Origin of the sequence: Streptomyces torulosus (assembly GCF_001419765.1) — a bacterium.
GTDB lineage: Bacteria > Actinomycetota > Actinomycetes > Streptomycetales > Streptomycetaceae > Streptomyces > Streptomyces torulosus.
In genome coordinates, this window is record NZ_LIRK01000475.1 from 1 (window position 1) to 1,444 (window position 1,444).

At 68.3% G+C, this 1,444-nt stretch carries 2 protein-coding genes; both read right to left on the reverse strand.

What is annotated here, in order from left to right:
* Nucleotides 1-91: 91 nt before the first annotated feature.
* The gene (locus AOK23_RS30055; protein ID WP_055522741.1) at nt 92-535 is read right to left on the reverse strand and encodes a phage tail protein; all 444 of its coding nucleotides are present in this window, start codon (nt 533-535) and stop codon (nt 92-94) included.
* A 68-nt stretch (nt 536-603) separates the two neighbouring features.
* A partial coding sequence (locus AOK23_RS30060) for a phage tail sheath family protein (protein ID WP_169800348.1) occupies nt 604-1,444 on the reverse strand: 841 nt, incomplete at its 5' end.

Here is a 1,444-nt window from a genome sequence, read left to right on the forward strand (position 1 = left end):
ACAGGTGTATAAGACACCGTTCCCGGGACCATCCCCCCGCCCGGGCCCGTCGTCGGCGCCCCCAGGGCCGTACGTCCTGCCGTACGCCGCATTACTCGATGACCAGTTCTTCGAAGACGATGGTCACGGTCTCGGTGAGCGCGGACGCCTCGCCGGCCTTCAGGGTGCTCGCGTCGACCTTGCTGCACCAGGCGTTGCGCATGTTGTAGCGCTTCACCGGGTTGTTCTGGAAGTCCATCATGATGATCGACGCGTTCTTGCGGGCCGAGCTCATCTGCCCGGCGATCGAGTCGTTGATCCACTGCGTGAACGAGGCGGACTGCGTCATGCCGCGCACGACGGTGCACTGACCGCTCCGCTGCACACCGGGAAGCAGGTTGACCTCGGGGCGGCCCTGCGCGGAGTTCTGCTGGTAGGTGATGACGTCCTGCTCCAGGGAGAGGCCGCTGACCTCGGCGAGGTACTCGACCATCACCCCGTCGATCTGGAGGCCGAAATTGTGTGAGGTGAGGCTGTCGGCCTGCATGAGACTCATGGGTTCGCTGTCCTTCTAAGGAGTCGCGTGGGAGAGGGAGGGGGCGGGCTGCTGCGGAGGGACGGCGCCTACTCCTCCAGCTCCCCGCTGCCGCTGGAGAACTGCGCCAGCCGGAAGATCACGAACTCGGCGGGCTTCACCGGGGCGATGCCGATTTCGCAGATGACCCGGCCGAGGTCGACCGACTCCGGCGGGTTGGTCTCCTGGTCGCACTTGACGTAGAACGCCTCCTCGGGCCGCTGCCCGAAGAGGGCGCCGCCGCGCCACTCGTTGACGAGGAACGCCGAGACGTTGCGCCGGATCCGGGCCCACAGGGCGTGGTCGTTCGGCTCGAACACCACCCACTGGGTGCCGATCAGGATCGACTCCTCCAGGTAGTTGAAGTACCGGCGGATGTTCAGGTAGCGCCAGGCCGGGTCGGAGGACATCGTGCGGGCGCCCCAGACGCGGATGCCGCGGCCGGGGAAGGCACGGATGCAGTTGACGCCGACGGGGTTGAGGAGGTCCTGCTCGCCCCGGGTGATCTGGAGTTCGAGGTCCACGGCTCCGCGTACGACCTCGTTGGCGGGCGCCTTGTGCACGCCGCGCTCGAAGTCGTTGCGGGCCCACACGCCGGCGACGTGGCCGCTCGGCGGGACCGTGCGGGACTGGCCGGACGCCGGGTCGAAGACCTTGATCCACGGGTAGTAGAGGGCCGCGTACTTGGAGTCGTACCCGGCGGTCTCCTGCCGCCAGACCCTGATCTGCCGGGCGTTGAGGCCGGGCGGCGGGTCGATGACGGCGACCCGGTCGCCCATCAGCTCGCAGTGCGCGATGAGGCCCAGCTGGACCGCCTTGACGGCCTCCAGGTCGATCGCGCCGCGCCGGTAGGCGGCCATCAGGTCGGGCACGGCCACCATGGAGATCTCG